General features: G+C 65.2%; 22 protein-coding genes and 1 tRNA gene. 16 read left to right on the forward strand and 7 right to left on the reverse strand.

Annotated elements, in window-relative coordinates; all coding sequences use genetic code 11:
- Window positions 1-524: 524 nt before the first annotated feature.
- Window positions 525-2,051 carry an aminotransferase-like domain-containing protein gene (locus ABB27_RS09285; RefSeq protein ID WP_338061720.1) on the reverse strand — a complete coding sequence of 509 codons (1,527 nt, stop codon included), beginning with the start codon at window positions 2,049-2,051 and terminating at the stop codon, window positions 525-527.
- A gap of 246 nt (window positions 2,052-2,297) precedes the next feature.
- Here ABB27_RS09285 and ABB27_RS09290 point away from each other — a divergent pair, with 246 nt between their 5' ends.
- On the forward strand, window positions 2,298-3,395 hold the full coding sequence (locus ABB27_RS09290; protein ID WP_057628423.1) for a hypothetical protein: 1,098 nt from the start codon (window positions 2,298-2,300) through the stop codon (window positions 3,393-3,395).
- Window positions 3,392-4,351, forward strand: coding sequence for a hydroxymethylglutaryl-CoA lyase (locus tag ABB27_RS09295; protein WP_057628424.1), 960 nt, complete (start codon window positions 3,392-3,394; stop codon window positions 4,349-4,351). Before ABB27_RS09290 ends, ABB27_RS09295 begins: the two co-directional genes overlap by 4 nt.
- Before the next feature lie 164 nt (window positions 4,352-4,515).
- Here ABB27_RS09295 and ABB27_RS09300 read toward each other — a convergent pair.
- Window positions 4,516-4,592, reverse strand: a tRNA-Arg gene (locus tag ABB27_RS09300).
- Window positions 4,593-4,718: 126 nt separating this feature from the next.
- Between ABB27_RS09300 and ubiA the strand changes: the two genes are divergently transcribed.
- On the forward strand, window positions 4,719-5,612 hold the full coding sequence (gene ubiA, locus ABB27_RS09305) for a 4-hydroxybenzoate octaprenyltransferase (protein WP_057628425.1): 894 nt from the start codon (window positions 4,719-4,721) through the stop codon (window positions 5,610-5,612).
- Window positions 5,613-5,769: 157 nt separating this feature from the next.
- Here ubiA and ABB27_RS09310 read toward each other — a convergent pair whose 3' ends face one another.
- Window positions 5,770-6,351 (reverse strand): HdeD family acid-resistance protein, encoded by a 582-nt coding sequence (locus ABB27_RS09310; protein WP_057628426.1) that lies wholly within the window; start codon window positions 6,349-6,351, stop codon window positions 5,770-5,772.
- Between the two features lie 143 nt (window positions 6,352-6,494).
- The gene (locus tag ABB27_RS09315) at window positions 6,495-7,220 is read right to left on the reverse strand and encodes a ComF family protein (RefSeq protein ID WP_057628427.1); all 726 of its coding nucleotides are present in this window, start codon (window positions 7,218-7,220) and stop codon (window positions 6,495-6,497) included.
- 49 nt (window positions 7,221-7,269) lie between these two features.
- Between ABB27_RS09315 and bioB the strand changes: the two genes are divergently transcribed.
- From bioB to bioC, 4 genes are all read left to right on the forward strand, one after another.
- Window positions 7,270-8,298 carry a biotin synthase BioB gene (gene bioB, locus ABB27_RS09320; protein ID WP_057628428.1) on the forward strand — a complete coding sequence of 343 codons (1,029 nt, stop codon included), beginning with the start codon at window positions 7,270-7,272 and terminating at the stop codon, window positions 8,296-8,298.
- 90 nt (window positions 8,299-8,388) lie between these two features.
- Entirely contained in the window at window positions 8,389-9,597 is a 1,209-nt protein-coding gene (bioF, locus tag ABB27_RS09325; RefSeq protein WP_057628429.1) for an 8-amino-7-oxononanoate synthase, read from the forward strand.
- A gap of 17 nt (window positions 9,598-9,614) precedes the next feature.
- Window positions 9,615-10,382 carry a pimeloyl-ACP methyl ester esterase BioH gene (gene bioH, locus ABB27_RS09330; RefSeq protein ID WP_057628430.1) on the forward strand — a complete coding sequence of 256 codons (768 nt, stop codon included), beginning with the start codon at window positions 9,615-9,617 and terminating at the stop codon, window positions 10,380-10,382.
- A 92-nt stretch (window positions 10,383-10,474) separates the two neighbouring features.
- The gene (gene bioC / locus ABB27_RS09335) at window positions 10,475-11,362 is read left to right on the forward strand and encodes a malonyl-ACP O-methyltransferase BioC (protein WP_057628431.1); all 888 of its coding nucleotides are present in this window, start codon (window positions 10,475-10,477) and stop codon (window positions 11,360-11,362) included.
- 200 nt (window positions 11,363-11,562) lie between these two features.
- Here the strand turns inward: bioC and ABB27_RS09340 are convergent, their stop codons facing one another.
- The 3 genes from ABB27_RS09340 to ABB27_RS09350 are packed head-to-tail and all read right to left on the reverse strand — an operon-like array spanning window position 11,563 to window position 13,591.
- Window positions 11,563-11,994, reverse strand: coding sequence for a ketosteroid isomerase-related protein (locus ABB27_RS09340; RefSeq protein WP_057628432.1), 432 nt, complete (start codon window positions 11,992-11,994; stop codon window positions 11,563-11,565).
- A 29-nt stretch (window positions 11,995-12,023) separates the two neighbouring features.
- On the reverse strand, window positions 12,024-12,644 hold the full coding sequence (locus tag ABB27_RS09345; RefSeq protein ID WP_057628433.1) for a YdcF family protein: 621 nt from the start codon (window positions 12,642-12,644) through the stop codon (window positions 12,024-12,026).
- Window positions 12,629-13,591, reverse strand: a complete 963-nt coding sequence (locus ABB27_RS09350; protein WP_057628434.1) for a pyridoxal-phosphate dependent enzyme — start codon at window positions 13,589-13,591, stop codon at window positions 12,629-12,631. Before ABB27_RS09350 ends, ABB27_RS09345 begins: the two co-directional genes overlap by 16 nt.
- A gap of 141 nt (window positions 13,592-13,732) precedes the next feature.
- Between ABB27_RS09350 and ABB27_RS09355 the strand changes: the two genes are divergently transcribed.
- The 9 genes from ABB27_RS09355 to ABB27_RS09395 all read left to right on the forward strand — a co-directional run bounded on the left by ABB27_RS09355 (window position 13,733) and on the right by ABB27_RS09395 (window position 24,219).
- Window positions 13,733-14,347, forward strand: coding sequence for a hypothetical protein (locus tag ABB27_RS09355; RefSeq protein WP_057628435.1), 615 nt, complete (start codon window positions 13,733-13,735; stop codon window positions 14,345-14,347).
- A gap of 493 nt (window positions 14,348-14,840) precedes the next feature.
- Complete coding sequence (mnmG, locus tag ABB27_RS09360) at window positions 14,841-16,730, forward strand: tRNA uridine-5-carboxymethylaminomethyl(34) synthesis enzyme MnmG (RefSeq protein WP_057628436.1); 1,890 nt, start codon at window positions 14,841-14,843, stop codon at window positions 16,728-16,730.
- 333 nt (window positions 16,731-17,063) lie between these two features.
- Complete coding sequence (locus ABB27_RS09365) at window positions 17,064-17,603, forward strand: gamma carbonic anhydrase family protein (RefSeq protein ID WP_057628437.1); 540 nt, start codon at window positions 17,064-17,066, stop codon at window positions 17,601-17,603.
- 78 nt (window positions 17,604-17,681) lie between these two features.
- Window positions 17,682-18,602 carry a DUF2167 domain-containing protein gene (locus ABB27_RS09370; protein WP_425477521.1) on the forward strand — a complete coding sequence of 307 codons (921 nt, stop codon included), beginning with the start codon at window positions 17,682-17,684 and terminating at the stop codon, window positions 18,600-18,602.
- Between the two features lie 183 nt (window positions 18,603-18,785).
- Window positions 18,786-19,481 carry an RDD family protein gene (locus ABB27_RS09375; RefSeq protein WP_244479193.1) on the forward strand — a complete coding sequence of 232 codons (696 nt, stop codon included), beginning with the start codon at window positions 18,786-18,788 and terminating at the stop codon, window positions 19,479-19,481.
- The gene (locus tag ABB27_RS09380) at window positions 19,478-20,470 is read left to right on the forward strand and encodes a stage II sporulation protein M (protein WP_057628439.1); all 993 of its coding nucleotides are present in this window, start codon (window positions 19,478-19,480) and stop codon (window positions 20,468-20,470) included. Before ABB27_RS09375 ends, ABB27_RS09380 begins: the two co-directional genes overlap by 4 nt.
- Window positions 20,460-22,049, forward strand: a complete 1,590-nt coding sequence (locus ABB27_RS09385) for a DUF4129 domain-containing protein (protein ID WP_057628440.1) — start codon at window positions 20,460-20,462, stop codon at window positions 22,047-22,049. Before ABB27_RS09380 ends, ABB27_RS09385 begins: the two co-directional genes overlap by 11 nt.
- A complete protein-coding gene (locus ABB27_RS09390) occupies window positions 22,046-23,197 on the forward strand; it encodes a DUF4350 domain-containing protein (RefSeq protein ID WP_057628443.1) in 1,152 nt (383 codons plus the stop codon). The genes ABB27_RS09385 and ABB27_RS09390 overlap by 4 nt, the downstream gene beginning before the upstream one ends.
- Window positions 23,194-24,219 (forward strand): AAA family ATPase, encoded by a 1,026-nt coding sequence (locus ABB27_RS09395; RefSeq protein ID WP_057628441.1) that lies wholly within the window; start codon window positions 23,194-23,196, stop codon window positions 24,217-24,219. Before ABB27_RS09390 ends, ABB27_RS09395 begins: the two co-directional genes overlap by 4 nt.
- Window positions 24,220-24,342: the final 123 nt, after the last annotated feature.

Consider the following 24,342-nt stretch of genomic DNA (forward strand, 5'->3'; position numbering starts at 1 on the left):
CAAGAAGTAAAAGCGGCTAACCGTCACAGTTCGGCGCGGATCCTAGCCAAAAAGCTTGTTTCACGGATGAAGGATTTTTCACGGTGCAGCGCAGCCGCACGCGCCCTTGGCGGCACACGCTATTCAGCATGCTGACGGACGAAATACATTGGGGGACAAGGCGCTTTCGGCGTCGTGATGCGCAGGTGAAGGATTGGCAGCAACATTTCGCCGTGCACCACCGGCATCATCCCGATAGTCATCAGCTCTCTATGCCTACGCTTGGGTATGCGAACTACTTACCGGCCAACAGCCGGTTGAGCCTGAAAATTCGCGCTTGGAAGCAATACAACCGGGGCTTTTGCGCAGGACAAAACACTGCACACCGATGCGGCTGCGGACTTTCCCTACCCCTGCATCGCCCTAAGACAAAGCCTCCGCGCATTCAGGAAAGTCTGCAACAAGCCGGCACATGCGTCGCTCGAAGCTGACGCATGCACCCGCTCAACGCGCTGCCGCGGGGGACCAGCGCTGTCGATCCGCACTCACGCCATTGCCGGCAATTGATCCAATTCTTCGCGGATGCTGTCGATGAAGACGCTGTCATTCAAATAAGCGACGTTCAAACGCGTCCACGGCGACACCTGCTCTGTATCGACGTTGAAGAACGCCCCAGGTGCCAGCACCACGCCGCGTGAGAGCAGGCGCGAGGTCAGCAGACGGGTGTCATCGATGCCTTCGAAGCGCGCCCACAGATACAGACTCTGCTCCGGCGTGGCATAGACCGTGGCGTCAAGCCGCTGCAGCACTTCCAGGCCCTCGGCCGTAGCCGCCCGCACGCGATCCTGCAGCCGCCCAACGTGACGCAGGAAGTTGCCTTCGCGAAGAATCGCCTCCAGTACGCGCTCGCCGTACTCGCTGCTGCCAATATGCAACAGCATTTTCAGGTCGGCCAGTTCCTCGACATGCGCGTTTTCACCGGCAATGAAGCCACTGCGCAGTGCCGCGGAAACCGACTTGGAGAAGCTGCCAACGTACAGCGTGTTCTTGAACTGCGACAACGAAGACAAGCGGAACGCCGAGTTGGGCTTGAAGTCGGCCATCGCATCGTTCTCGACGATCAGCACGTTGTGCGCCGCCGCCAACTCCAGCAGACGCTTGCCCACCTCCGGCGAGACATCCGTGCCGGTGGGGTTGTGCGCGGTGGTCTGCATGAAGAACACGCGTGCCTTGCTGGTCTGCAGCGCGGCTTCGAACTCCGCCAGATCCGGCCCGTCGACGCGGCGGGTGATCGCAATCGATCTGGCACCCTGCAGCTGCAACTTGCCGAACAACGGGTAATAACCAGGCTGCTCCACCAGCACCGTGTCGCCCGGTGCGACGTAGCGCCTGATGATCAGGTCCAATGCGTGGTTGGCGCCAAAAGTAGTCACCAGCTGGCGCGGACCCAGCTCCATGCCGTGCATGGCCATGCGCCGGATCAGCTGTTGGCGCAGCGGCAGGTAACCGTAGCGATTGCCGTAGCGGAACAGGCTGCCGGTACCACTGCGCGCAACCTGGCGGTGGAATCGGTCCAGTCGCATGTAGGTCAACCAATCCACCGGCGGAAAACCCTCGGCAAGATGCGAGCGTCCCGGTTCGCGGATGGCCTGCTGGCGCATCAACCACAGCGTATCGATTACCCGGCTGTAACCGACCGGCTCTTCATCGATATCACGCTCGGGAGGCGCCTCCACCCCACGCACAAAAAATCCCTTGCCGTGCTGTGCCTCAACCAACGCACGCTCGCCAAGCAGATCAAATGCCGAGATCACCGTGTTCTTCGAGTAGCCGTTCAATCGCGCGTACTCGCGCAAGGACGGCAACTTGTCACCCGGCTTCAGGACACCAGCCAGTATCTGCCGGCCAATATCCATGGCCACCTTTTCCGACAAAGAAATTTTACGTGGTTCAGAGCGCATAAAAATCCATACAAAATTTTTCGGGCGCTCACTGTATCTACGCGTTCGAACGCGCTGTAAAGAGCATAAAACGACATTTTGATATGAATTGGCACTCCAACATTCAGGCATGCGCTGTTCGAAAAAACTGTACCTTTCGCCCGCATTTCATGGAGCACAATCTGCCTGACACTTTGCGCAATCCTCTTCGGCATGCAGTCAATCAAGGGGATGCAGTTGAACGCAATTTCGGCACATTCGACGCCAGCGAAGTCAGTATCGCTGGCACAGGCAGCGATGCATGGCCAGCCATCCGCAGTGGCCACCCGAGCAGTCGACGCAATCTCGCCATGCACACTCCCAAAGCTTGGCTTCGGCGTGCCTGACAACACTGCATCTGCAACAGGTTTCATCGACGGTCTGTTGATCAACGACATCGACCAATGCATGCCAGCAACGGCAGACCTTGGTTGGATGGCCGGCGTCGGTCGCATTGCACAGCTGGCCCGCGGCGCAGGCGGCTTCATTGCATTCTGTGCGGGCCCACTGGTCCGCTCGCGCATCCAGTTCACTGGCATCGCCGATGTCTACAACGCGCGACGACAGGTACTGCGGCTACGCAATGAATTGATCGGCCTGGCCAATACGATGAACCCGAAGCTGGTAGCTCTGGGTGGCGGCTGCAAGGATATCGCCGTGTATGCGCGCCAGACTTTGCAGCACGGGGCGTATCTTGAGGTTGACCTCATCGTCGATGTCCCGAACCGTTCCGATGCCAACATCCTCGACAGCATGCTCTCGCGGATGGCGCCGTTGATCGAACAACTGACGCTTGGCACAAGGAACAGGACATCGATAAGCGACATCGCCGATCAACAGCTTCTATGCGCGCAGGTTGCATTCGACGCACATTGCTTCGCGCTTGCGCCTCAAGATGCAGACGCGCTGGCCAGCCGCATTGTCGACCTGCACCGCCACATCTGCACTACGCCAGGCCTCATGAGACTGCACAATGCTGGCGTTGTGAAGGCCGTCAATTCGGTGCTCGCCGCCATCACCCCGGCAGCTACCGACAAGCCGCACTGCCGGACAGCACAGAGCGATCACGATGCGCCTCTGTGCATCTGGTACCGCGACCATCGCGGCCGCCTGTGCGGCAGGATCGCGCTGCCGCTGATCACTGGCCTGGTCGAGCACGATGAACGCATGCCGGCCATGTCCCGCACCTCGTCCAGCGTCCATCAACTCAACCACGCCGTTGCGGCTATTGGTCTGGCGCAGAGCCTGGCCAGCCTGCATGCCGATGCCAGCGATGCGATTGCACTGGCCGAGCCCGGCCAGCATGCACATGACGTGGCATTGCTGGTCGGCGCACGCGGCGATGAAGTCGCCAAACTGGTCAACGCCATGGTCCAACCGCAGGATATCCGCTGCGATCACGCCATCGACCTGCTCGATGCACTGCAATCGCAATGATCGACGATCACGCTGAGGTAATTGAAGACCACGTGCGCATCATCGAAGTTGGTGCGCACAGAGGGTTGCAGAGCCAAGCCAAGGTACTTCCCGTGATGGTGCGGTCGAACCTGATCGAGTTGCTGGAGTCCGCTGGCATTGCGGAAATGGAAGTCGGATCGTTCTCGCCGCAAAGTGCGGCTGCGCAGATGACCGATGCCACCGAAATCTACGCACAACTGGGCCCCTCGCCGGTGGATCGCATCCGCTCGGTGCTGGTGCCCGACATGAAGGGGCTGGAAATGGCGGTCGCTGGCGGGTTCCGCGACATCACCGTCGCCTTGGCCGCTTCGAACGCTTACTGCCGCGCCAACCTCAACTGCAACATCGACGAAAGCCTGCGCCGTGCCGACCAGATCGCCGAGCGCGCATTGACGCTTGGTATCCAGGTCCGCGCCACGCTTTCCACCATCATCCACTGCCCGCTCAGTGGCGCAGTAGCGCCGGCCGATGTCACCGCTATCGTCGCCACCCTGCACAACATGGGCTGCCGCGAAATCAGCCTGTGCGATACCACCGGCTCCGGCACACCCGCATCGGTGGGCAAGCTGCTGCGCATGTGCGCGGCCGAGGTGCCGATGCATTGCCTGGCCGCGCACTTCCATGACACCTACGGGCTTGGCGTCGCCAACATGATTGAAGCGCTGGAGCAGGGCGTACGCGCATTCGACGGCGCCATTTCCGGGCTGGATGGCGACAGCCATGCAGCAGACGCAGCATGCAGCCTTGCCACCGAGGACCTGGTCTATCTGTGCTCCGAACTCGGAGTCCGCTGTCATGTCGATCTCGACGGGCTGCTGCTGGCCGCCGACTACATCGATTGCGTTCTTGAGCGCAGGACCGGATCACGGGTGGGCCGCGCCCTGCGTGCCAGGCGCAACCAAAGGGAGCGCGCCGCAGCGGGTTGGGCGCGCTGAGTACTGCGCTCCTGGGCAGGCTTGCCTGTGCTTCTGGCGACGCGGCCGCAAGCCTGCATGGCTGTCCCGAAAAACCCAATCGAGCAAGGCCTGGCAGCTCGCAGACATGCAAAAGCCCCGCAGTGCGGGGCTTCTGGCGACCCGCGCAATGAGCGGGTTGAATCTGGCGCGCCCGGAGGGATTCGAACCCCCGACCAATGGCTTCGGAAGCCACTACTCTATCCGGCTGAGCTACGGGCGCATTGTGTACCGCACGGCTAAGCCGGGCGGACGCGCATTCTAACGGCAAAAGCGTCCGCAGGTCTGCCCCCTTCGGCAGATCGCTGCAGGCGGACTGAAAAATCCGGTCAGCTGGTAACCTTTGCACATGAGCCGTCTCCCACATACACCGTCCACCGCAGGCAGCCCCTCGCGGTTCGGGCACTACTGGAAATTGATGCGCGCCGACCGCCCGATCGGCACCTTGCTGCTGCTGTGGCCCACCTGGTGGGCGCTGTGGCTGGCTGCCGACGGCCTGCCGCCGCTATGGATACTGTTCGTGTTCAGTGCCGGCGTCTGGCTGACCCGCTCGGCCGGTTGCGTGATCAATGATTACGCCGACCGCTGGCTGGACCCGCACGTCAAGCGCACCAAGGATCGCCCGCTGGCCACCGGCGCCATCTCCGGCCGCGCCGCGCTGATGCTGTTCGCCGGGCTGATGCTGGTCGCGTTCGCGCTGGTGTTGACCCTGAACGGCCTGACCATCGGCCTGAGCTTCATCGGCGTGTTCCTGGCTGCCAGCTATCCCTATCTGAAGCGCTATACCCACCTGCCCCAGGTCTACCTGGGCATGGCCTTCGGCTGGGGCATCCCGATGGCGTTTGCCGCCATCCAGGGCGAAATCCCGCCGCTGGGCTGGGTGCTGTATGCCGCCAACATCCTCTGGTCCACCGCCTACGACACCTGGTATGCCATGGTCGACCGCGACGACGACCTGAAGGTGGGCTCGCATTCCACCGCCATCCTGTTCGGCGACCTGGATCTGGTCATCCAGGGCATCCTGTACGCGCTGTTCTTCGCCGCGATGGCCCTGGTCGGGCAGCGCGCGGGCCTGGGCTGGGCCTATTGGGCCAGCATCGGTGTGGCGATGGCCCTGGTGATCTATGAGTTCTGGATCTGCCGCGACCGCGAGCGCGAGCCCTGCTTCAAGGCCTTCCTGCACAACAACTGGGTCGGCGCGGTGTTGTTCGCCGGCATCGTTGCCAGCCAGTACCTGGATTAAAAAACGGCCCGCAATGCGGGCCGTTTTGTTGTTGCCGTGCCGTTGTCCCGTTGTAGGAGCGGCGTAAGCCGCGAAGCCCACAACGTCGGATGGCGCAGCCCTCCCTGGATCTGATGGACTATCTGCTTCGCGGCTGACGCCGCTCCTACAAGCAGCCTCAGATCGCGCCGATGGTTTTGCCCAGCGAGCGCAGGCGGAAGGCGGCGATTATCTGCAGCACGCCGTAGACCAGAGCCAGCACGCCGATCCACAGCGAGGTCACCGCCAGCCCGGCCAGCGGGTTGAGTGCGAACATCACGCCCAAGGCCACCGCCAGCAAGCCGCTGAGTATCAGCATCCACTCGCCGGTGATCTGCTTGCGCACGCGGATGGCGAACACGATCCGGTAGATGCCGCCCACCACCAGCCATGCGGCCAGGAACAGCAGCAGCACACTTGCCGTGGCCAGCGGGTTGATCACCGCCAATACGCCGAATGCGATCGACACCAACGCATAGAAAATCGCCCAGCCGCGCGATACCGGCGCCGAGCCATTGAAGGCCGAAATCAACACCACCACGCCTTCAACAATCGCCATGATGCCCAACCACCAGGCCAGCACGGCAGCGGTACGCACCGGTGCCATCACCGCCAATACGCCGAAGATCACCGCAAACAGCCCGAACAGCAGCAGCACCCACCAGTTGCGCGTCACCGTGCCAAACAACGAACCAGCGGGAAATCCCGGGGAAGCACCCATGTCTGTCTCCTCATGTTGAACAGGTAAAGGTCTCTCGGGGCCAGTCTAGGCCCATCGCTGTAGTAATGGCATGTAGAGATGACAGGCCAGATTTCAAGCCTGCTGCCGCAAGCAAACGATCCCAACCCTCGCGCCGCTGGCAATCACGGCACCCGTGCGCAGACCCAGGCATCCACCCGCTGCACGCCTGCGCGGTGCAGGGTGAGCGCGGCCGCATGCAGGGTAGCGCCGGTTGTCATCACGTCATCCAGCAGGACCACATGCGCCGGCAACTGCCCCACCGCCGTGAAGGCGCCACGCAGATTGCGCCGGCGCTGCACGGCATCCAGCTCCGATTGTGGTTGGGTGGAACGCCGCCGGTGCAGGCCGCGGCACATAGGCAGTTGCAGCGCGCGCGCCACCGGCTTGGCCAGCTCCCAGGCCTGGTCATAGCCGCGCTGGCGCAGCCGCGACAGATGCAGCGGCACCGGCACGATGGCCTGCGGCCGCTCCGCGCTGGCCACGGCATCAACCAGCAGCGCCGACAGCAAACGCCCGGCACTGAGATCATGGTGAAACTTGAATCGCAGCAGCAGACCGTCAACCGGCGCGCTGTACACGAACGCCGCCCGCACCGTCTGCAGCGGTGAAGACGAGCGCTGGCAGGGGCCGCACAGGGCATCAGCATCGGCGCCGGGCAGCGGCAATGCACAACGCCGGCAGGCAGCCCACAGCCATGGCAGGCCGGCGCTGCAGGCCAGGCACAGGTCCCGCCCCGGCAGCCCCGGCTCGGCGCATACCAGGCAGCGCGGCGGGAACAGCAGCCCCGACAAGCGGCCCCCAAGCCTGTAAACCCAATCTTTCATCTGATAGTTGACAGCAATGCCCATGCTGACCAGACTGCGCCGCTTCCATCGCCCCATCTGTCAGGTAACACCGATGTCCACTGTCCTCCGCCACGACTGGAAGCGCGAAGAGCTGCTGTCCCTGCTCGAACTGCCCTTCCCCGAGCTGCTGCACCTGGCCGCCAGCGTGCACCGCCAGCACTTCGACCCGGCGCAGGTACAGGTCTCCACCCTGCTCTCGGTGAAGACCGGCGGCTGCCCGGAAGACTGCGCCTATTGCCCGCAGGCACAGCGCTATGACACCGGCGTGGACGCCCAGAAGCTGATGGACACCGACAGCGTGGTGGCCCGCGCCCGCGCCGCCAAGCAGGCCGGCGCCTCGCGCTTCTGCATGGGCGCGGCCTGGCGCTCGCCCAAGGACCGCGACATCCCCAAGGTCGCGGCGATGATCCGCGAGGTGAAGTCGCTGGGCCTGGAGACCTGCGCCACCCTGGGCATGCTCGAAGGCCACCAGGCGCAGGCACTGAAGGACGCCGGGCTGGACTACTACAACCACAATCTGGACACCGCGCCGGACTATTACGACTCCATCATCCACACCCGCCAGTACCAGGACCGGCTGGATACCCTGGAGCACGTGCGCAACGCCGGCATGAAGACCTGCTGCGGTGGCATCGTCGGCATGGGTGAGACCCGCGAGCACCGCGCCGGCCTGCTGCAGGCCCTGGCCAACCTGCCCGCCCACCCGGACTCGGTGCCGATCAACCGCCTGGTGCAGGTCGCCGGCACCCCGCTGCATGGCAGTGCCGAGCTGGACCCGTTCGAATTCGTGCGCATGATCGCGGTGGCCCGCATCGTCATGCCGCGCTCGATGGTGCGGCTGTCGGCCGGCCGCGAAAGCATGAGCGACGAGCTGCAGGCGCTGTGCTTCCTTGCCGGCGCCAACTCCATCTTCTATGGCGAAAAGCTGCTGACCACCGGCAACCCCGATACCGAGCGCGACCAGGCCCTGTTTGCCCGCCTGGGCATCAGCCCGATGCAGGTGAACGTGGATGCCGAGGAACATGACCACCCCGGCACCGTGCACCTGGATATCGCCCCGGCCTGCGCCCGCAGTGCCTGACCCGGCCGGCGCTCCCCAGCGGGGGCGCCGCTTGGGCATTCTTACAGGCAACCGGGTACGCTAGCTGCCCGTTTGACCATGAACACTGCCATGGCCCGTCCTGATATCCACGAGCGCATCAACGCCCAGCGCAAGCTGCGGCTTGCCCAAGGCCGCATCCGCACCCGGCGCAGCATCAGCCGCCGTGATGGCGTGCGCCTGGAGCTGGACGGCCGCTGGTTGACCGGCTTCTGCAGCAACGACTACCTCGGCCTGTCGCAACAGTTCGAGGTGATCGCCGCGCTGCAGGACGCCGCCGGCCGCGAAGGCGCCGGCAGCACCGCCTCGCACCTGGTCTGTGGCCACCACAGCCTGCACGAGCAGCTTGAACGCGAGATGGCCGACTGGCTCGGCTATCCGCGTGCCCTGCTGTTCGACAGCGGCTTCATGGCCAACCTGGCCGTGCAGCAGGCCTTGCTGAGCGAGGAAACCGACATCTGCGTGCAGGACCGGCTCAACCACGCCAGTCTGCTCGATGCCAGCCGCCTGGCCGGCTGCCGCCTGCGCCGCTATCCGCACCTGGACAGCGAAGGTGCCATGCGCCAGCTCAAGAACACCGCCGACGGCGCCGCCATGCTGGCCACCGACGGTGTCTTCAGCATGGATGGCGACATCGCCCCGCTGCGCTCGCTGGCACTGGTGGCACGCATGCAGGAGGCGCTGTTCTATGTGGACGACGCGCACGGCATTGGCGTGGTCGGCGAGCACGGCCGCGGCTGCGTAGCCGATGCCGGCCTGGGCGTGAACGAGGTTCCGCTGCAGCTGCTGACGCTGAGCAAGGCGCTGGGCGGCCATGGCGCGGTGGTGGTGGGCGAAGAATCGCTGATCCAGCACCTGGCCGAAACCGCACGCCCCTACATCTACACCACCGCGCTGCCGCCGGCACAGGCCGCCGCCTCGCTGGCTGCGGTGAAGCTGGCGCGGCGCGACCATTGGCGCCGCGACAAACTCACCGAGCTGATCGCCGGCTTCCGCGAAGGTGCGCGCCGCAATGGACTGGAGTTGATGGCCTCGGAAACCCCGATCCAGCCGCTGCTATGCGGTGATGAAGCCACGGTGATGGCCTTGTCGGCAACGCTGGAGCAGTCCGGCTTCCTGGTCAGCGCGATCCGTCCGCCAACCGTGCCGGAGGGCAAGGCCCGTCTGCGCGTGACCTTGTCGGCGCTGCATACGCTGGACCAGGTCAAGGCGCTGGTGGAAGCCATCGCCAAGGCCCGCGATGTCGTGCTGTACCAGAAGTCCCTGAACACTGTTGCCTGAGAACCGGTTGTAACGCCATGCATATCCACGTCACCGGCAGCGGACCGGCCCTGGTCCTGATCCACGGTTGGGCATTGCACGGCGGTATCTTCGCGCCGCTGGTCGAACGACTGGCGCCGCACTTTGAACTGCATATCGTCGACCTGCCCGGCCACGGCCATAGCCGCGACGACACCACCCCGCTGCGCCTGCCCTACCTGGTCAACGCCATCGCCAGCGCCACCCCGGCAGCGGTGTGGTGCGGCTGGTCGCTGGGCGGGCTGGTTGCCCTGCATGGCGCCGCCACGCTGCCGCAGGTGCGCGGTCTGGCGATGCTGGCAGCGACGCCACGCTTCGTCCGCAATGCCGATTGGCCCAACGCGGTGGAGCCGGTGGTGTTCGAGCAGTTCGGGCGTGATCTGGAGCAGGACTACCGCGGCACGCTGGAGCGCTTCCTCGCATTGGACGTGATGGGCTCGCAACACGCCCGCAGCGAACTGCGGACCCTGCGCGATGCGCTGGTCGAACGCGGCGAACCGGCGCCACGCGCCCTGCACGAAGGCCTGGCCCTGCTGGAGCGCAGCGACCTGCGCGGCAGCCTGCCCAGCCTGCACAAACCCGGCCTGTGGATAGGCGGCCAGCGCGACCGGTTGGTGCCGTCCAAGGCCATGCACCAGGCCGCGGCCTTGGCTCCGCCGGGCCTGCATGCCGCACACACCATCGACGGTGGCGGCCACGCCCCGTTCCTGGGCCATGCCGACCACGTCGCCGAGCTGCTGCAACAGTTTGTTGCTGGCTGCGCGTGAGCGGTTACGCAGCCATTGCTGCAGCCTGGCCGATCATGTTCCGGCCAGGCTGAAAGCACCGCCGTTCCCAACCCGAATTCCGAATTACTGCCATGTCTTCTTTGTTCGACCCAAAACACGTCCGCCGCGCCTTCTCGCGCGCCGCCAGCAGCTACCGTGCCGCCGCAGTGCTGCAGCAGGAAGTGGCCAAGCGCCTGCTGGAATCGCTGGACTACCTGGAAGACCGGCAACCGCAGGTGGTACTCGACGTGGGCAGCGGCCCGGCCCATGCCACCGCGGCAATGAAGAAGCGCTGGCCCAAGGCGCAGGTGATCGCGCTGGATCTGGCCCTGCCGATGCTGGCCGAGGCCAAGAAGCAGGCCGGCTGGTGGCGCCCGTTCTCGCGCATCTGCGCCGACGCCCGCGCCCTGCCGCTGGCCGACAACAGTGTGGACGTGATCTACAGCAACCTCTGCCTGCAGTGGGTGGAAGACCTGCCGGCGGTATTCGCCGGCTTCCGCCGCGTGCTCAAGCCCAACGGCCTGCTGGTCTGTTCCACCTTTGCCCATGACACGCTGGTGGAGCTGCGGCAGGCGTTTGCGCAGGCCGACGACACCGCGCATGTAAGCCATTTCGTGCAGATCGCCCAGTTCGGCGATGCGCTGATGATGGCCGGCTTCCGCGATCCGGTACTGGACCGCGACATGTTCACCCTCACCTATGACGACCTGCCCACGCTGATGCGTGAGCTCAAGGCGATTGGCGCCACCAATGCCATGCACAACCGTCGCCACACCCTGACCGGACGCAGCCGCTTTGCCGCCGCCCGCGACGCCTACGAACCGATGCGCCGCGCCGACGGCAAGCTGCCGAGCAGCTGGGAAGTGGTCTATGCGCATGCCTGGGCACCGGCACCCGGCGCACCGATCCGTGAGCAGGGCCATGACGTGGCGAGCGTGCCGCTGTCGGCGATTCCGATCCGGCGGAAGACGACGGAGTAAGCATTCGGAAAAGCCGGCTTTGGCTTTGGCAGTTGATTTTCTCCTCTCCCCTTGCGGGAGAGGATGCCGAAGGCAGGAGAGGGGAAGCGGCGAAGCCGCTAAGAGCTCACACAAAATCAGATTGCACACTAACCAAGCTGCCAGCATTGCCAGCTTCGCGGCTCACGCCGCTCCCACAAAACACAAAAAGCTCAACGCTGTTACGCGCTAGCTACCTGCGCGATCCAATCCTGTAGGTTGTAGTAGTTGCTGACGCGGCTGATCCGGCCATCACGCACGTCGAAGAACGCGCCACCCGGCAGCACATAACGTTGCCCCTGTGCCGGCGGCAGGCCTTCGTCGGTGTGGTGGTACTCGCCGTGCACCACATATTCGGCCGCTACCCGAAGGCCGTCGTCGCTGGCCATCACCACGACATCGTGCAGCTGCTCACGGTAGCTGGCTTCCATGCGCTGCAGGAAAGCAGCAAACACAGCGCGGCCGGTTTCATGCGGGCCCTGGTTCAAGTCATGCGCCACGTCCTCACTCAGACAGGCCAGCATGCCTTCCCAATCGCCACGATTGAACGCGGCGTAGTACGCAGTCACCAACGCCACTGCCTGCTGCCGCGCTGAAGATTCATTGCCAGACATTACTTTCCCCTTGCAACCGACAACACCGCTCAAGCCCCTTTTACAAACAGGTCGCGGTGGAAGAAATACACTTCCTGCAGCAGAAAACGCCAGCTGGTATGGAAGCTGCGGAACCGCGTACTCGGCGTGGACGAGGCCAGCGCATCAATCCCCAGTTCCTTGGACAGGCGCAGCGCGCGGGCCATGTGCAGCGGATCACTGACCACGATCACCTTGTGCATGTCGTTCTTGGCCATCACCTGTTTGGCTTCGACCAGGTTCTGGCGAGTGGTACGCGAACGCGTTTCGATCAGGATGTCCTTGCCCGGCACCTGCTGCTTGAGCGCATAACGGCGTGCCACCTGCGACTCGGAAAAGCGCGCACCCGCGCCACCGAAACCACCGGTGAAAATCAGCTTCGGCGCATAGCCCTGGTGGTAGAGATCCAGCCCGTGGCGGATGCGCTCTTCGAAAACCGGTGAAGGCTTGGCGTCATAGGCCGCAGCACCCAGCACGATGATGGCGTCGGCAGGCGCAGCCTGGTCACGATCGCCTACCCAGATGATCCACGCCGCCACACCCAACAGCCACAACAGCAGCAATGCACACAAGCGCCACACCCAGCCCAGCAAGCCCGTGCGTCCAGCAGCTGCCTTCATGCCTGCCCCCATGGCAAAGCATCCAGGTCGACGTTGCCGCCGGACAACACCAGGCCAACCGTGCGCCCGGCAAAGCGTTGCGGCTGTGCCAGCACTGCCGCCAGGGTGATGGCCGACGACGGCTCCACGGTCTGCTTCATCACCTGCCAGATCAGGCGCATCGCCGCCACCGTATCGGCATCCTCCACGCTGATCACCTGCGCCGCATCGCGCAGCAGCGCGAAATTGGGCGCACCCAGCGCGCCGCGCAGGCCATCGCATAGCGTGTCGGGAACAAAATCGATCAGGTGCTCACCTGCAGCCAGCGAACGCGCGGTATCGGCAGCACCGGCAGGTTCGGCCAGCACCAGTTCGCAATGCGGCAACAACTGCTGCATCGCCAACAGGCTGCCGGCGGCCAAGCCACCACCGCCCACCGGTACCACCAGCACGTCCAGCTGCACCGCGGCCTGGCGGATCAGCTCCAACGCCGCCGTGCCCTGGCCCGCGATTACCCGCGCATCGGTATAGGGATGCACCAGCGTTGCGCCGGTTTCACGCTGCACACGCAGGCACTCGGCCTCGCGCGCGGCCTGGGTGGGCGCGCAACGCCAGAGCGTGGCGTGGTTACGTTCGATATTGGCCAGTTTGGCTGCCACCGCGCCTTCGGGCACAACCACGTGGCAAGGGATGCCCCGCGAGTGCGCCGCCAAGGCCAGCGCAGCGCCGTGATTACCCGAGGAATGCGTCACCACGCCGTGCCCGGCATGCTCCACATCCAGTGCCCAGACCGCATTGCAGGCACCACGGAACTTGAAGGCGCCGCTGCGCTGCAGATGTTCGGCTTTGAAGTGCAGGCTGGCGCCGGTCAGTGCATCCAGCGCGCGCGAGCGCAGCACCGGCGTGACGGTCGCATGGGGGGCAATCCGCGCTGCTGCTGCCAGTACCTCGGCAAATCCGGGCAAAGGGAGTTCATTCATGGTGAAAGGTTAGCCCAGGCCTTGGCCTGCGACTATCTCATCTGCGCACACCGTGTATGTTCAGCCATGTAGATGCGAATTAAGGGTCGATTCAATGCTGTGGCCCGAAGCTGGATGCCATTCCCACTGGGGGGGACTCTCATGATCAAGCGCCTGATTATTTCCACCGGCCTGCTGCTGGGCCTGTCTGGCTGTGCCACCTATGACTATGTCGGCGGCGGCTCGGGCGGCTATTACCATGGCTCCCCTTCGGTGCAGTACAGCTATCCCTACGGCTACCCGAACAGCGGCTATGGCTATGGCGGCTATGGTTACGGCAGCGGTTATTACGGCTACGGCAGCTACGGCTATCCGGTCTACCGCCCCAACTACAACCGGCCGCGCCCGCCCTACCACGGCAATGGCCAGCGCCCACCGGGCCATGGCAACGGCAACCGGCCGCACCCGGGCGGCGATGGCGATCACAACCACGGCGGCAACCGCCCGCGTCCACCGGGCAACGGCAATGGTGGCAACGAAGGTCGTCCGCCGCGGCCACCGCCGGTCAATGGCGGCGGCAACAAGTCGCCGTGGCGCAACCTGGACAACCTGACCCGCCCGCAGCCGCGTGCCAACAATCAGCCGATGCAGCGGGCCCAGCCCATGCAGCGACCGCAGGCCGTTGCCGACCGCCCGGCTATTCAGGCAAGGCCTGCACCGGCCCGACAGCCGTCACAAACCCGGCAGCCAACCGGCATCCGGATCCAGGAACGATAAAAAGGTTGCATTTGGTGGAAATGCAGGCATTCTTGATTCCACGGGTGACCGGGAGCGTCGCATAGTGACCTAAACCGGTCTTACCCAGACAGTTCAATGTCGATGTCCGCCAGGAAATCTGGATCCCCCCTGTTCCGGCCCTGTCGGACATCGGCGCCTAAAAAGACAAAGCCCCGGCCTAGGCCGGGGCTTTGTCTTTTAACGCTTTCCCGCCAAGGCGGGCCTTGCTGGATTGCAAGGCCGGTAGTCCCCCGACTACCGGCCCCCTGCTACCCCAACGTACGCTTCGGTCGGCCCCTGTTCCAATTCCGACCTTGTTGCGCCTATGTCGCATGCCACGTTGGGTGCAATGTATTAACTGCAGGTTGCGTGCCAACTTTAGGGTTGATGCATACCTGATTGCCCTTGGCAGTAAAATCACCAGACACGCCGTCGAACCGTGGGGTTTACCCCGGCGACCAACTTCACACTTTTCCTTACCGATCTCACGCCCATGAGCGACTCCTTCTACCGTTACGACGTCATCGTCATCGGCGGCGGCCACGCCGGCACCGAAGCGGCTCTGGCTGCAGCGCGCGGTGGCGCCCGCACCCTGCTGCTGACCCACAACGTCGAAACCGTCGGCGCGATGAGCTGCAACCCCGCCATCGGCGGCATCGGCAAGGGCCACCTGGTCAAGGAGATCGATGCGCTGGGCGGGGCCATGGCCCACGCCGCCGACCGCGCCGGCATCCAGTGGCGTACGCTCAACGCCTCCAAGGGCCCGGCCGTGCGCGCCACCCGCTGCCAGGCCGATCGCAACCTGTACCGCATGGCGATCCGCGGCATTGTGGAATCACAGCCGAACCTGACCGTATTCCAGGCAGCCGTCGATGATCTGGTGATTGAAGGCGACGCCGTACGTGGCGCCATCACCCAGACCGGCCTGACCTTCCACGCCAACGCAGTTGTGCTGACCGCCGGCACCTTCCTGGCCGGCAAGATCCACATCGGCGAAACCCAATACACGGCCGGCCGCATGGGCGACCCGCCGGCCACCACCCTGGCTGCACGCCTGCGTGAGCGCCCGTTCGTGATCGACCGGCTCAAGACCGGCACCCCGCCGCGCATCGACGGCCGCTCGCTGGATTACAGCGTGATGGACGAGCAGCCCGGCGATGATCCGCTGCCGGTGATGTCCTACCTGGGCGATGTCAGCGAGCACCCGCAGCAGGTGAGCTGCTGGATCACCCACACCAGCGAGCGCACCCACGACATCATCCGTGGCGCCCTGCACCGCTCGCCGCTGTACAGCGGCCAGATCGAAGGCATCGGCCCGCGTTACTGCCCGTCCATCGAGGACAAGGTGGTGCGCTTTGCCGAGAAGAACAGCCACCAGATCTTTGTCGAGCCGGAAGGTCTGGACGTGGTGGAGATCTACCCCAACGGCATTTCCACCTCGCTGCCGTTCGACGTGCAGCTGGAACTGGTGCGCAGCATCCGTGGTTTCGAGCAGGCGCATATCACCCGCCCCGGCTACGCGATTGAATACGATTTCTTCGACCCGCGCGGCTTGAAGAACACGCTGGAGACCCGCCAGGTCAACGGCCTGTTCTTCGCCGGCCAGATCAACGGCACCACCGGTTATGAAGAAGCCGGCGCGCAAGGCCTGCTGGCCGGCATCAACGCCGCATTGTTCGTGCAGGGCAAGGACGGCTGGTGCCCGCGCCGCGACGAGGCGTATATCGGCGTGCTGGTTGACGACCTGATTACCCACGGCACCACCGAGCCCTACCGCATGTTCACCAGCCGCGCCGAATACCGGCTGCAGCTGCGCGAAGACAATGCCGACACCCGCCTGACGCCGACCGGTCGCGAACTTGGCCTGGTCGACGACCGTCGCTGGGCCGCGTTCGAAACCAAGCAGGCCGCCGTCGCCAGCGAAAGCGCACGCCTGCGCGGCATCTGGGCAACGCCGGGCAATGCGCTCGGCCGCGAAGTGGCCGACGCCACCGGCGTAGCGGTCAGCCGCGAAACCAATGTGCTGGACCTGATCAAGCGCCCGGAACTGGACTACGCCAAGTTGATGCAGGTGCCCTCACTCGGCCCCGGCGTGGAAGATGCACGCGTCGCCGAGCAGGTTGAAATCAGCGTCAAGTACGCTGGTTACCTGGACCGCCAGCGCGAAGAGATCGAGCGCCAGCAGCGCCATGAAAACACGGCGATTGTTGAAGGTTTCGATTTCGCATCCGTGCGCGGCTTGTCGGCCGAAGCACTGCAGAAGCTGGAGCGCGTGCGGCCGCAGACCATCGGTCAGGCGCAGCGCATTCCAGGCATGACGCCAGCGGCGATCTCGCTGCTGCTGGTGCACCTGGAGCGGGCGCGGCGCGGCAAGGTGGCTTGAGTTTTTCAGGTTGGTTTTTGGTTGGTTGCTGAAGCTTGGAAGCTACCCCTCCCCAACCCTCCCCTGCGCTTCGCGCAAGGGAGGGGGTAAAAGCGGCATTGCAGCGAACTGACCGGGCGCATGAACAGCCACCTCCCTTGCGCGAAGCGCAGGGGAGGGTTGGGGAGGGGTGCCTTTGGCGAACACTCCAACGCCAAGCGCGTTGCGCCGAGGCCACATTGCAGATGATTTTCAGACAATCGCCATAGGCGCATGCGTACCTGCAGTCACGGCTGTCCATAGGCCCCGCGCTATCATGCTCAGCAACGTTTATTGCCGAACTTGAGCCGCAGCATGCCCGCACTACGCCCCTTCCTCGACAAAACCCCCACCCTCGGTGAGCGCGTCTATATCGACGAGGCCTGCACCATCATCGGCGATGTGCAGATTGGCGACGATGCCTCGGTCTGGCCGGGCACGGTGATCCGCGGTGACGTGAATTACGTGCGCATCGGCGCGCGTACCAATGTGCAGGACGGCACCATCATCCACGTCAGCCATGACAGCCCCTACAACAAGGGCGGCTATCCGACGCTGATCGGTGAAGGCGTCACCGTTGGCCATGGCTGCATCATCCACGCCTGCAGCATCGGTGATTACTGCCTGATCGGCATGGGTGCCTGCATCCTCGATGGCGCGGTGATCGAAGCCAATGCCTTCATTGCCGCCGGTGCGGTGGTGGGGCCGGGCAAGGTGGTGCGCAGTGGCGAGTTGTGGGCCGGCAACCCGGCCCGGCTGATGCGCCAGCTCAGCGACAAGGATATCGAAGGCCTGCGCTACTCGGCCGAGCACTACGTGCGGGTCAAGGACCAGTACCGCAGCATGCACGGCTGAGCCAGCCAACATTGCCGGCCCCCACCCCGTCGGTGCAAACTGCCGGCCTGGGCGTGGGGACGCCTTCGAGGGTTTGACATGAAGTCGATGCGAATCATGGCGCAGCGCCTGTTGGTGGCTGCGGCACTGCTGTGTGTGGTTTCCTTTGCCGCCTCCGCCCAGGACTCCGCCCAGGACGAACAGGGCATGAGTGCGGAGCAGTTCGAGCAGTCGCTGCAGTTCCGCAGCGGGCAGATCGAGGTGCCCGAGGCACGGGCCCATTTCAATCTGGATAGCGATTTCCGCTTCCTGGACAAGGCCGATGCGCGGCGGGTGCTGGAAGACATGTGGGGCAACCCGCCCGATGACAGCGTGCTGGGTTTGATCGTGCCGCGCAGCCCGGGCCTGACCGAACCGGAAAGCTGGGCGGTGGTGGTTACCTGGTCCGACGATGGCTACGTGTCCGACGAAGATGCCAGCAAGATCGACTATGACGATCTGCTCAAGACCATGCAGACCGCAACCCGCGAGAGCAACCCGGAGCGCGAGAAAGCCGGCTACGGCTCACTCGACCTGGTGGGCTGGGCGGTGCCGCCGCGCTACGAGGCCGGCAGCAAGAAACTCTATTGGGCACGCGAGCTGGCCTTCAACGACCAGCCCAACCACACCCTCAACTACGACATCCGCGTGCTGGGACGGCATGGCTACCTGAGCTTGAATGCGGTGTCGGGCATGTCCGAACTGGCGCTGGTGCGCGAGGGCATGGACAAGCTGCTGCCGATGGCCGAGTTCGACCAGGGCGCGCGTTATGCCGACCACAATCCCAGCACCGACAAGGTGGCCGCCTATGGCGTGGCAACCCTGATCGGCGGCGGGCTGGCGGCCAAGGCGGGCCTGTTCGCCAAGCTCGGCCTGCTGCTGGCCAAGTTCTGGAAGTTGCTGCTGATCGGCGTGCTGTTCCTGGGCGGCGCGATCAAGAAGCTGTTCACGCGTGGCGACGACAACCGCACGGTGCGTTGAACCCCGCCTCATCCAGCCCACCGATCGCACCGGTGGGCTGGGTTTTCGCGCTGCCGCCCGCTACAGTCAGCACTCTGATAAGGACGTAGCAGAGATACGAATGCCCCAGGCATCCGTCCGGGCCGGACTCCGGGCTTCCATTGGCCACAGGCAAGGCCAGCACCGCGTGCTGGAGCCATTGCAATGAACACAGCACGGCCGATGCTGGACACCTACCGCGAAGTCATCACCCCCGAAGGCGTGCCCTTGCAGCTGCCGGCCGCCGGTCCGGTGCCGCGCGCCCTGGCCTGGCTGATCGATCTGTGTGTGCGCTTCGGCGTGCTTGCGGTGATGAGCCCGCTGCTGGTCGCGCTCGGCGATTTCGGCCAGGGCCTCTATCTGGGGCTGATGTTCCTGATGTTCTGGGCCTACCCGATCGTGCTGGAGGTGTGGTTCGGCCGCACCCTCGGCAAGAAGGTCATGGGCCTGCGCGTGGTTGCACGCGACGGCGCACCGTTGGGCTGGATGCCGGCGATCGTGCGCAACCTGCTGCGTACCGTCGATGCCCTGCCCTTTGGCTATGCGCTGGGCCTGGTCACCTGCCTGTTTGATGCACACGGCCGCCGCCTGGGCGATCTGGTCGCCGGTTCACTGGTCATCCATACCGCGCCCCGCCCAGCCGCCGCACCGGCGCGTATCGAAACCGTACTGGCACCGCCGCTGCCGTTGCAGCCCGGCGAACAGGCCGCGCTGGTCGCCTTCGCCGAACGCGCGCCGGCCTTGTCGCCAGGGCGCCAACGCGAGCTGGCCGACATCGTCAGCGGGCTCAGCCATGAACGCGGCCAGGCCGGCGTGCTGCGCCTGTATGCCATGGCCAACTGGCTGCTGGGGCGGCGATGAGACAGGAACAGTTTGTCACCCGCTACCAGCACGAATGGCAGCAGTTCGAGGACTGGCTGCAACGCCGTGGCGAACGTTCGCGCAAGCAGCGCCAAACCCCGCAGCCCGATCTGCTCGGCGATGAAACCATCCCGCAGCGCTACCGCCGCCTCTGCCAGCAGCTGGCATTGGCACGCCGCCGTGGCTACAGCCCGCAGCTGGTGGAACAGCTGCAGCAGCTGATGCAGCGTGGCCACAACCTGCTGTACCGCACGCCGGCACCACGTTGGCAGCGCGCGGTTGAATTCCTGTTCGCCGACTTCCCCAGCACCGTGCGCAGCCAGGCCGGGGCGATGTGGGTGGCCTGCGCGCTGTTTGTCGTTCCGCTGGTGGGCATTTTCATCCTGCTGCAGTACAAGCCCGACCTGATCCACATGCTGATGGATCCACGCCAGCTCGCGCAGATGGAAAAGATGTACGACCCGGCCGCCGATCACCTGGGCCGCGACAGCGGCACCGACTGGGCGATGTTCGGCCACTACATCATGAACAACATCAGCATCGGCCTGCGCACCTTCGCCAGCGGCCTGCTGGCCGGCATCGGCACCATCCTGGTGCTGCTGTTCAACGGCATCACCATCGGCGCGGTCGCCGGCCACCTGCAGCAGATCGGCTCGGGCGACCCGTTCTGGCGCTTCGTGGTGGGCCATGCGCCGTTCGAGTTGACCGCCATTGTCATTGCCGGCGGTGCCGGCCTGCAGCTCGGCCTGCGGCTGCTGGCACCGGGCCGCAAGCGGCGCATCGATGCCTTGATCGAAGGCGGTGTGATTGGCGCGCGGCTGTGCCTGGGTGTGGCCTTCATGCTGCTGGTGGCCGCCTTCATCGAAGCGTTCTGGTCGTCGATCGCCTGGGTGCCGATGTGGGGCAAGCTGAGCGTATCGGCGGTGCTGTGGACGGTGGTGCTGCTGTGGTTGTGGCGCGGCGGACGCGGGGGTGGTCATGCGCATTGACCAACTCGATGTGGTCCTGCGCGCACGCTCGCAGTGGGAAGCAATGGAGCTGGGCACCGCGCTGGTGCGCCGGCACGCGGCGGCCATCTGGAAGCCGTGGCTGCTGCTGACCTTGCCGGTCTTCGCCCTGCTCAACCTGCTCGGCTGGTGGCTGGACAGCTTCTGGCTGTCCAGCCTGATCCTGTGGTGGCTCAAGCCCGCGTTCGAGCGCATCCCGCTGTATGTGATATCGCGCGGCGCGTTTGGTGCCGAGCCCAGCACCGGCCAGACCCTGCGCGCGCAGTGGAACTGGGGCTGGCGTGGCGTGGGCGCCTACCTGGGCTGGCGCCGGCTCAGCCCGGCACGCTCACTGCTGATGCCGGTCGACCTGCTGGAAGGTGGCGATGGCGCGCAACGGCGCGCGCGCCGCCGTGCACTTGGCGCTGCCAGCTATGGCCATGCCAGCCTGCTCACCTGGGTGTGCTGGCATTTCGAGGCGATGCTGCAGCTTGCCGGTGTCGCCCTGGTCTTCATGTTCGTGCCGGTGGAACTGCTGTCCGAATCACTGCGCGCCACCTGGGAGCTGATAGGCACGGACACCCCGGCCTGGGCCTGGATAGGCTTCAACCTGCTGGCGTGGCTGGCCATGACCCTGATCGGCCCGTTCTACAGCGGCGCCGGGTTTGGCCTGTACCTCAACCGTCGTACCCAGTTGGAAGCCTGGGATGTGGAAATCGCCTTCCGCCGGCTGCGCGAGCGCCTGGCCGGGCTGGCGCCGATGCTGGTACTGCTGCTGGCCGTGTTTACCATGCCGTCGTTGCAGGCGCGGGCGCAGGACAGCAGCGAGCCCGCCAGCATCAGCAGCCACGGCAACCACAAGGATGCCGTGCCGGAAGCTGCAGCCACCGCCACAGCAACCACCCCGCAACAACTGTTTGGCGCCGCGCCAGCCGACACCAACGGCTTCCGCCAGGCCGCCGCTCGCGCCTATGAGGACCCGCAGCTGGGTGCCAAGCGCAAGGTCAGCCGCTGGGTGAAGAAGGCATCGGACAAGATCGCCGAAAAAAAAGACGAGAGCGACAAACCCGATCCCGGCCCGATCCTCGGCGCCATCGCCAAGGCCGTGGCGCTGATCGGCGAAAGCATCCTGTGGATATTGCTGGGCGTGCTGCTGGTGGTACTTGCCCTGACCGCCCGCTGGTGGCTGCCCTGGCTGCGCGGCAGTGGCCGCAGCAGCCGCGTCGTACAGGCGCCGGCCATCCAGGAAGCCCTGCAACTGCCCGAAGTGCTGCCACCGGACATCCTCGGCAGCGCGCGCCGGCTGTGGCGCGAAGGCAAGCCACGGCACGCCCTGGCCCTGCTCTACCGCGCCTCGGTCGACGTGCTGGTCCAGCGTGGCAACGTGGTGCTGCCGCCCGGCGCCACCGAGGCACAGTGCCTGCGCGCGTCGCGCAAGATGCCGCAGGAAGCCGACCGCAACCTGTTTGCACGCATGGTCCGCACCTGGCAGTACGCCGCCTATGCCGGCCGCCTGCCCAGCGAGGATGAGTTCAATGCGCTGATCAGCGAACTGCACCTGCACTACGGGTGGCCGGCATGAGCGCGCCCGTACGCAATACCGTGATCGGCGTGGTGGTGCTGATGCTGGTCGGCTTGATCGCCAGCTGGTTTCTGAGCAGCTTCGAGAAGGGCAGCGAGGAAATCACCCTGCCGCCGTATGGCGAGCCCACCTACAACGCGCTGTATGCGCTGCGCGAAACCCTGATCCGCGACGGCAGCAAGGCCGAGAGCCGGCGCCAGCTGGATCTGCCGGCCATGCAGCTGCAGCCCGGCGACACCGTGCTGTTGCTGGACGACCCGCGCCAACTCACCCCGTCGCAGGTCGAAGACCTGCTGGACTGGGTGCAGTTTGGTGGCCACCTGCTGCTGCGCGCGCCCGATGCGGACGAAGACCTGGACGGCAACGAGCAGGGCCTGCTCGAACGCCTGGGCGTGCTGACATCCGATGCGACGGCACGCTGCCAGATCTGGCAGGTGGAAGGCCAGCCATCGCACGATGAATTCTGCAGCGGCAGCCGCTTCACGCTTGCCGACAAGGCCCGCGCCGAGCGACGTTGGGCCGATACGGGCGGCGACGACACGCTGGCCTATGCCCGCCTGCGCTACGGCCTGGGCCGGGTGGACGTGCTGGGCAGCATGGACTTCCTGCTCAACGGCGAAGGCGCACACGACACCGGCCTGCGCGACATCGCCCACCGCGATCTCACCCGCCTGCTGCTGGCCCCCAATTACGGCAAGGGCACCACCCATCTGATCTACGCGATGGAGATGCCGTCGCTGTGGAAAACGCTGTTCCAACGCGGTTGGCCGGTATGGGTGCCGCTGCTGCTGGCCCTGCTGGCGTGGCTGTGGATGCGCTGCCAGCGTTTTGGTGCGCTGTTGCCCTCACCGCGCGAAGACCGTCGCTCGCTGCTCGAACACGTCCGCGCCAGCGGCGAACACCTGCACCGCTATGGCAAATCGGCGCTGCTGTATGACGCGGTACGCCAGGCGTTCCTGGCCCGCCTACGCCGGCGCGCGCCGGTGGCGGCAGCCTTGACCGGCGATGCCCAGGCCCAGGCCATTGCCGACCACCTGCAATGGCCCATCGCCCGCGTGCAGACCGCGCTGCAGATTCCCCCCTCGCAGGACGATATCGCCCTGCGCGAACGCATCCGCTTGCTCATCCAGATGAGAAACCAGCTATGACCGACACGTTCACTCCGCCTGCCCTCCCCGGCGATGCACCCGCACCTGCGCCTGCACCCAGCCCGGGCAACGCTGCCCTGATCGAACGTGTTGAACGCATCCGCAACGCGGTCGGCCACGCCTTCATCGGCCAGGCTGACGTGCTCGACCAGATCCTGATCGCGCTGCTGGCCGGCGGCCACGTCCTTATCGAAGGCGTACCCGGCCTGGGCAAGACCTTGCTGGTCCGCGCCCTGGCGCAGGCACTGGAACTGGACTACGCACGCGTGCAGTTCACCCCGGACCTGATGCCCAGCGACGTCAGCGGCCATGCCGTCTACGACCCCAAGACCGAGAGCTTCAAGATCCGTCGCGGCCCGGTGTTCACCAACCTGCTGCTGGCCGACGAAATCAACCGCGCCCCGGCCAAGACCCAGTCCGCGTTGCTGGAAGTGATGCAGGAAGGCCAGGTCACCATCGAAGGCAAGGGCTTCCAGCTGACCCCGCCGTTCCTGACCATGGCCACGCAGAACCCGGTGGAGCAGGAAGGCACTTACCCGCTGCCGGAAGCACAGCTGGACCGCTTCCTGCTGAAGGTCTTGATCGACTACCCGCAGCTGGAAGACGAAAAGCAGATGGTGCAGGCGATCACCACCGGCCGCACCGCCAGCGACTTCAACCTCAGCCAGGTGCCGCGCGTACTCAGCGGCGAAGACGTGGTGGAACTGCAGAAGGCCGTGGCGGCGATCACGGTTGACCCGCAGGTAATTGATTACGCCGTGCGCATTGTCGCCGCCACCCGCAAATGGCCGGGCATCGCGTTGGGTGCAGGCCCGCGCGGCAGCATCGCGCTGGTACGCGCCGCACGCGCCCAGGCGGTGCTGTCCGGCCGCGACTTCGTCACCCCGGACGACGTCCGCGAGATCGCCAAGCCGGCACTGCGTCACCGCATCGCCCTAGCGCCGGAACTGCAGATCGAAGGCCAATCCGCCGACGACGCCCTCACCGCCCTGCTCGCCAAGGTCGAGGCGCCGCGCAAGTGAGCAAGGCGGCAAGCAAAAGCATCGACGGCGAAGCCCTTGCCTCAGCCCCCTCCCTTGCGCGCACAGCGCGGAGGAGAGGGTTGGGAAGGGGTGTCGTTGCTCCTGCCCCCTCCCTTGCGTGCG

It is taken from the genome of Stenotrophomonas terrae (assembly GCF_001431465.1).
In the GTDB taxonomy this organism is placed as follows: domain Bacteria; phylum Pseudomonadota; class Gammaproteobacteria; order Xanthomonadales; family Xanthomonadaceae; genus Stenotrophomonas; species Stenotrophomonas terrae.

Bases quoted from the DNA above. Each gene is read 5' to 3' on its own strand.
- mnmG (WP_057628436.1), top strand. From the start codon at position 14,841: ATGAGCGACTCCTTCTACCGTTACGACGTCATCGTCATCGGCGGCGGC.
- ABB27_RS09395 (WP_057628441.1), top strand. From the start codon at position 23,194: ATGACCGACACGTTCACTCCGCCTGCCCTCCCCGGCGATGCACCCGCA.
- ABB27_RS09390 (WP_057628443.1), top strand. From the start codon at position 22,046: ATGAGCGCGCCCGTACGCAATACCGTGATCGGCGTGGTGGTGCTGATG.
- ABB27_RS09345 (WP_057628433.1), bottom strand. From the start codon at position 12,644: ATGGGGGCAGGCATGAAGGCAGCTGCTGGACGCACGGGCTTGCTGGGC.
- bioB (WP_057628428.1), top strand. From the start codon at position 7,270: ATGTCCACTGTCCTCCGCCACGACTGGAAGCGCGAAGAGCTGCTGTCC.
- ABB27_RS09285 (WP_338061720.1), bottom strand. From the start codon at position 2,051: ATGCCTGAATGTTGGAGTGCCAATTCATATCAAAATGTCGTTTTATGC.
- ABB27_RS09350 (WP_057628434.1), bottom strand. From the start codon at position 13,591: ATGAATGAACTCCCTTTGCCCGGATTTGCCGAGGTACTGGCAGCAGCA.
- bioC (WP_057628431.1), top strand. From the start codon at position 10,475: ATGTCTTCTTTGTTCGACCCAAAACACGTCCGCCGCGCCTTCTCGCGC.
- bioH (WP_057628430.1), top strand. From the start codon at position 9,615: ATGCATATCCACGTCACCGGCAGCGGACCGGCCCTGGTCCTGATCCAC.
- ABB27_RS09365 (WP_057628437.1), top strand. From the start codon at position 17,064: ATGCCCGCACTACGCCCCTTCCTCGACAAAACCCCCACCCTCGGTGAG.
- ABB27_RS09340 (WP_057628432.1), bottom strand. From the start codon at position 11,994: ATGTCTGGCAATGAATCTTCAGCGCGGCAGCAGGCAGTGGCGTTGGTG.
- ABB27_RS09375 (WP_244479193.1), top strand. From the start codon at position 18,786: ATGAACACAGCACGGCCGATGCTGGACACCTACCGCGAAGTCATCACC.
- ABB27_RS09370 (WP_425477521.1), top strand. From the start codon at position 17,682: ATGAAGTCGATGCGAATCATGGCGCAGCGCCTGTTGGTGGCTGCGGCA.
- ABB27_RS09315 (WP_057628427.1), bottom strand. From the start codon at position 7,220: ATGGGCATTGCTGTCAACTATCAGATGAAAGATTGGGTTTACAGGCTT.
- bioF (WP_057628429.1), top strand. From the start codon at position 8,389: ATGGCCCGTCCTGATATCCACGAGCGCATCAACGCCCAGCGCAAGCTG.
- ABB27_RS09355 (WP_057628435.1), top strand. From the start codon at position 13,733: ATGATCAAGCGCCTGATTATTTCCACCGGCCTGCTGCTGGGCCTGTCT.
- ABB27_RS09385 (WP_057628440.1), top strand. From the start codon at position 20,460: ATGCGCATTGACCAACTCGATGTGGTCCTGCGCGCACGCTCGCAGTGG.
- ABB27_RS09310 (WP_057628426.1), bottom strand. From the start codon at position 6,351: ATGGGTGCTTCCCCGGGATTTCCCGCTGGTTCGTTGTTTGGCACGGTG.
- ABB27_RS09295 (WP_057628424.1), top strand. From the start codon at position 3,392: ATGATCGACGATCACGCTGAGGTAATTGAAGACCACGTGCGCATCATC.
- ABB27_RS09380 (WP_057628439.1), top strand. From the start codon at position 19,478: ATGAGACAGGAACAGTTTGTCACCCGCTACCAGCACGAATGGCAGCAG.
- ubiA (WP_057628425.1), top strand. From the start codon at position 4,719: ATGAGCCGTCTCCCACATACACCGTCCACCGCAGGCAGCCCCTCGCGG.